The following is a 4,730-nucleotide window of genomic DNA, read 5'->3' as shown; positions in this document are numbered from 1 at the left end:
TAGATATACCTCTTTCTTAACTATGCTTATTTTACCTCATATTTTCGAGATCCTTAACAGGTTCTAAGGATTATGACGACCTATCCCAAACCTCAACTATATCCTCACTAAACTCTATTATCTTTGTTTTTTTAAACTGATAACAGTTGTTAATGAATTGAATCCCTAAATCTCCTACAAAAGGAGTGGCATCATTGCCTAAAATTTTACCACTGCGGCATATTATCAACCTGTCGATTAAATTACACTTTAATAGTTCTGTGATTAACACTCCTCCACCTTCAACTAATAATCTTGTTATACCAATTTCTGAAACAAGTTTTAATGCCATGTCCTTTAGGCAAACCTTACCTGCGTTGCTTGAATTAACTACTAAGTAGTTAATGTTTTTTATTTTTTTCTCTACTTCTTTATTTGTGATGACCCAAGTTATTACTTTGTCTGCAGTCTTTGCAATGTTATGCTCTCCCTTTAATCTCCCTTGACTATCTATAATTAGCCTTATTGGCGATCTACTTCCGAGTCCTGGTAATCTGCAAGTTAAGAGTGGATCATCATTAATAAGAGTATTGCTGCCAATCATAATTGCATCATATTTCGTTCTGAGCTCATGCACCCAGTTTCTCGTATTTTCACTTGTTATCCATTTGCTATCGCCTGTAAATGTTGCGATTTTTCCGTCAAGAGTTGTTGCGACTTTGCAAGCTATAAATGGTCTATGTAATTCTTTAGTGGTGAAAAAACCGACATTCAGTTCTTTTGCCTCTTTTTGCATAATACCTTGCTCAACTTCAATTCCTGCTTCTTTCAGAGCTTTCATGCCTCTGCCTGAAACTCTACTATCTGGGTCAATAGTTGCAATTACTACTCTTTTTATGCTAGCTTTTATGATTTTTGCAGTGCAAGGCCCCGTGACTCCGTGATGACAACATGGCTCAAGAGTGATATATATAGTTGCGCCATGAGTTGAATCTTTAGCGTTTTGCAAAGCGACTACCTCCGCATGCGGACGCCCACCAATCCCTGTGTATCCCTCACTAACAATTGTACCATCCTTTACAATAACACACCCGACAGCAGGATTTGGTGCAACATTTCCAAGATTTTTTTCTGCAAGCCTTAATGCAATTGACATGAAATGATCATCAGTCATTAGAAAGAAGTCATTTCGTATGAGGTATCAAAAATTCTTCTGTGCTCGTGTATAGCAAATCTATCTGTCATACCTGAGATATAGTCACATATTATTACTGAACGCTGAGATTCACAAGCGAGTTTGCTCCACTCTGTGGGAAGTAATCCTGGGTTTTCATAAAAACATTGAAAGAGTTCCTGTATTATGCGTTTTGCTTTGTTCATCGTTCTACTCAGTTTATAGCTTCTGTATATTTTCTCCATGTTGAATCTTTTCATTTCTTTTGTAGCATTCGCAACTTCTGGTGAAAATGTGACTAGCATTTTATTTAGACTTCTTACGTCTTCTACGCTTTTTATTTTGTGATCTTCAATATTTCTTTCAGTCTGAGAAACAACATCACTTATCATAGTTCCTATAGTTCCACTCAGTGACTCATGTATGAGTTTGCTCTGAGGCAATTCTGAATATCTGCTCCTTATGTCTTTAAACATTTTTTCAATTAAAGGAACATTCAGCAAATCTTCGATGGTTACTAAATTCGCCCTGAGTGCATCATCAAGATCGTGAACACTGTAAGCAATATCATCGGCAATTGAAGCAACTTGCGCTTCAATGCTTGAAAATTCTTCAAGTTTTAGATCATATTTTTTGTTGTATTCTAATAACAGCTGACTATTTGTAGAAGACTCCGCGTTTTGACCAAGCAAGGGACCGTTATGTTTTGCAACTCCTTCAATCACCTCCCAACTTAGATTCATACCATCAAAATCAGCATGTTTTTGTTCGAGGTAAGTTAAAATCCTTATAGCTTGAACATTATGATCAAACTCATACTTCTCGTTATCAAGATTCAAATCTTGAACTGATTTCTTTAGAGCATCTTCACCTGCATGACCAAATGGAGGATGACCAAGATCATGTGCGAGCGCTATGCATTCAGTGATATCCTCACTTAAGCCAAGTCTACGCGCAATGGACCTTGCAATTTGTGCAACTTCAAGGCTATGAGTAAGCCGAGTGCGATAGTAGTCGTGCTCATAATTGATAAAAACTTGTGTTTTGTACTCCAATTTTCTAAACGCATTAGAGTGAATGATACGGTCCCTATCACGCTGAAAGCAGCTGCGATTCTCATCTTCTGGCTCTTTGAAGTATCTCCCTTTTGTTTTGCTCGGAAAACATGCATAATTTAATAGAAAATTATTGTTTGACATGTAAAATTTCTACTATAATAAGTTATCAATAATAAACGGTGGTTACTATGTCAACAAATTACAACATCAACTTAACTGATAATGCACTAAAAAAAATCCACTCTCTTGCAGAGCAGGAAGGGGATAAGAGTTCCATTTTACGGGTTGCAGTTTCAGGTGGTGGATGTTCTGGCTTCAAATACAATTTTCTTATGGATCAAATGAATAAAAATCTATCTTTGGACGATGATTACGATGATGAGTTTGATGACGAAGACGAAGATGATGACTATGAAGAAAGTGAGGACTATAGAAGCCACTCCAGTTTTAGCGAAAAAGGTAAAGATATAGTAATTAATGATGAAAATGGAAACCCTGTATTAATGGTTGATAATTGTTCAGCAAAATTTTTAAATAACTCAGTTATAGATTATACTGAGGATCTCGGCGGTTCTGGTTTTCAAATAAGGAATGCCTTTGCTAAATCCCAGTGTGGTTGTGGCAACAGTTTTTCGGTTTAATTATTACTAAAACTTAGATGCCTTCTGGATCTTTTAAACATGGGTGGTAATGTAGCACTAGAACTAACTTCCGTAGATAGAAGCTTCAAGAACAATTCTGCTGTTGTAAAGGATATCAACTTAAGTGTCACAAGAGGGCAAGTAGTAGCGCTGATTGGCGATTCAGGTGCAGGGAAAACAACTATATTGCAAATCGCAGGCTTGTTGGACAAGCCAACTTCAGGTATAGTTACGATAGATGGAATAAATTGCACACAAGCCAGTAATAAGCATAAAACTCATGTAAGAAGAAATTTTCTTGGTTTTGTTTATCAATTTCACTATTTGTTACAAGAGTTATCGGTGTTGGAAAATATTATGCTTCCTCAACTCATTGCAGGAAAAAGCAAAGCTGAAGCAAAAAAAAATTCGCAAGCAATGTTGGAAAAATTTGGTCTGGAAAACAAAGCAAGTAGCATGGTATCTGAAGTTTCGGGTGGGGAAAGGCAGAGAGTTGCAATTGCAAGAAGCATTGTAAATTCTCCAAAGCTTTTACTTGCAGATGAGCCAACAGGAAACTTAGATCCAACAAATTCTTTTAAGGTGTTTTTACTGCTACATTCATACGTAAAGGAAAATAACAGCTCTATGCTTATAGTAACACACAATCATCTCCTTGCAGAAAAGGCAGACTGCACTTTCCAATTGAGAGATCGATCATTAGTGAAGTTGTGAATAGGAAAAATAGCACAATTTCTATGCCCTATACTTATCTAACCAATGATCATTAACAGAGTATAACTCGCATGAAATGCTTTCATTGCTTTTTATACATGGACTTTTTAACTTACGCTGTTTACTTAGGAAACACCCCGATAACATAAACACAGCTAAAACAAAAAATAATAGCTTTTTAAACATAACAAAACCCTTTTATTTATATTACTACACTCATTTCTCTTATTTGTAAAGATTAGGCATACTCTTTTACCCTTACCTCTTTTTTGACCTTTTGAAAAGAAATAGTTGCACTATTCAAGCGCAGTTTTATATAATTGCCCACGATTTGAGTCACTTCCTCTTCTTTATCCTTTAGAAAGTGATTAGTATCATCTATTATATAGTATTTCATGTGATCACTTCTTACTGAAGTTATCAACCTTTTTGCTAATTCTGTTACATCGCTTTCTTCTGAGATTGTATCATTACTGCTTTGTATTATAAGCCCAGAAACTGGACAGGGAGAAAGAAAAGAAAAATCGTACTTAGTTACCGGAAGAGAAAGAGCAATAAAACCCACTATCTCAGGGCGGCGCATTGTTAGCTGCATAGCCACCCATGCTCCAAAAGAAAAACCAGCGATCCAAATTGGAACATTGCTAGGATTATGTTCCTGAAGCCAATCAATGGCTACCGCAGCGTCAGTTAATTCTCCTATACCCTTATCAAAAGTTCCGGTAGATTTTCCCACACCACGAAAGTTAATTTTCAATGCAGAAAAATTGTTATCGATAAAAGACGTATATGTACTATGTACAATCTTACTATCCATATTACCACCATATTGAGGATGATGATGTAAAACCAGCACAACCGGCGCGTTGGCATCTTTGCTTTGGTGGTATTCACCTTCTACCTTTCTTGTTGCATTATTTAAAAAAACTTCAACCATGGTAACTCCTAATAAGAACCCGCTTGACAGGTATTGATGACGTGAGTTATTAATTATGTATTAATTTCGCTGTTTTTGCAATAAATTTTTTATCGTGTTAAAGCTAACGTACATAGTTATGGCTATAGTTGATGGTAAACTTATTTAAGTGACAGATGAATGGCTTTGTTGCATCGCTCTTCGGATAGTAGGTAACGTACAATAAATTCATGAAGCTATCTCAAACT

At 36.1% G+C, this 4,730-nt stretch carries 5 protein-coding genes; 2 read left to right on the top strand and 3 right to left on the bottom strand.

Annotated features, from left to right (window positions below; genetic code table 11):
* Positions 1 to 70 precede the first annotated feature (70 nt).
* Together ribD and OZD61_RS00055 are read right to left on the bottom strand one after the other, a co-directional pair.
* On the bottom strand, positions 71 to 1,153 hold the full coding sequence (gene ribD / locus OZD61_RS00060) for a bifunctional diaminohydroxyphosphoribosylaminopyrimidine deaminase/5-amino-6-(5-phosphoribosylamino)uracil reductase RibD (protein WP_274979379.1): 1,083 nt from the start codon (positions 1,151 to 1,153) through the stop codon (positions 71 to 73).
* On the bottom strand, positions 1,153 to 2,352 hold the full coding sequence (locus tag OZD61_RS00055) for a deoxyguanosinetriphosphate triphosphohydrolase (protein WP_274979378.1): 1,200 nt from the start codon (positions 2,350 to 2,352) through the stop codon (positions 1,153 to 1,155). Before OZD61_RS00055 ends, ribD begins: the two co-directional genes overlap by 1 nt.
* A 47-nt stretch (positions 2,353 to 2,399) precedes the next feature.
* On the opposite strand from OZD61_RS00055, the gene OZD61_RS00050 reads away from it, so the two are divergent.
* A complete protein-coding gene (locus OZD61_RS00050) occupies positions 2,400 to 2,852 on the top strand; it encodes a HesB/IscA family protein (protein ID WP_274979377.1) in 453 nt (150 codons plus the stop codon).
* A 39-nt stretch (positions 2,853 to 2,891) separates the two neighbouring features.
* Positions 2,892 to 3,566: an ABC transporter ATP-binding protein gene (locus tag OZD61_RS00045; RefSeq protein ID WP_274979376.1), complete on the top strand. Its 675-nt coding sequence runs from the start codon at positions 2,892 to 2,894 to the stop codon at positions 3,564 to 3,566.
* 238 nt (positions 3,567 to 3,804) lie between these two features.
* Here OZD61_RS00045 and OZD61_RS00040 read toward each other — a convergent pair whose 3' ends face one another.
* Positions 3,805 to 4,503, bottom strand: coding sequence for an alpha/beta hydrolase (locus OZD61_RS00040; RefSeq protein WP_274979375.1), 699 nt, complete (start codon positions 4,501 to 4,503; stop codon positions 3,805 to 3,807).
* Positions 4,504 to 4,730: the final 227 nt, after the last annotated feature.

Source organism: Wolbachia endosymbiont of Drosophila bocki (assembly GCF_028982005.1).
Taxonomy (GTDB): Bacteria; Pseudomonadota; Alphaproteobacteria; order Rickettsiales; family Anaplasmataceae; genus Wolbachia; species Wolbachia pipientis.
This window is presented reverse-complemented; position numbering and strand designations above follow the sequence as displayed.

Bases quoted from the DNA above. Each gene is read 5' to 3' on its own strand.
- ribD (WP_274979379.1), bottom strand. From the start codon at position 1,153: ATGACTGATGATCATTTCATGTCAATTGCATTAAGGCTTGCAGAAAAA.
- OZD61_RS00055 (WP_274979378.1), bottom strand. From the start codon at position 2,352: ATGTCAAACAATAATTTTCTATTAAATTATGCATGTTTTCCGAGCAAA.
- OZD61_RS00050 (WP_274979377.1), top strand. From the start codon at position 2,400: ATGTCAACAAATTACAACATCAACTTAACTGATAATGCACTAAAAAAA.
- OZD61_RS00045 (WP_274979376.1), top strand. From the start codon at position 2,892: ATGGGTGGTAATGTAGCACTAGAACTAACTTCCGTAGATAGAAGCTTC.
- OZD61_RS00040 (WP_274979375.1), bottom strand. From the start codon at position 4,503: ATGGTTGAAGTTTTTTTAAATAATGCAACAAGAAAGGTAGAAGGTGAA.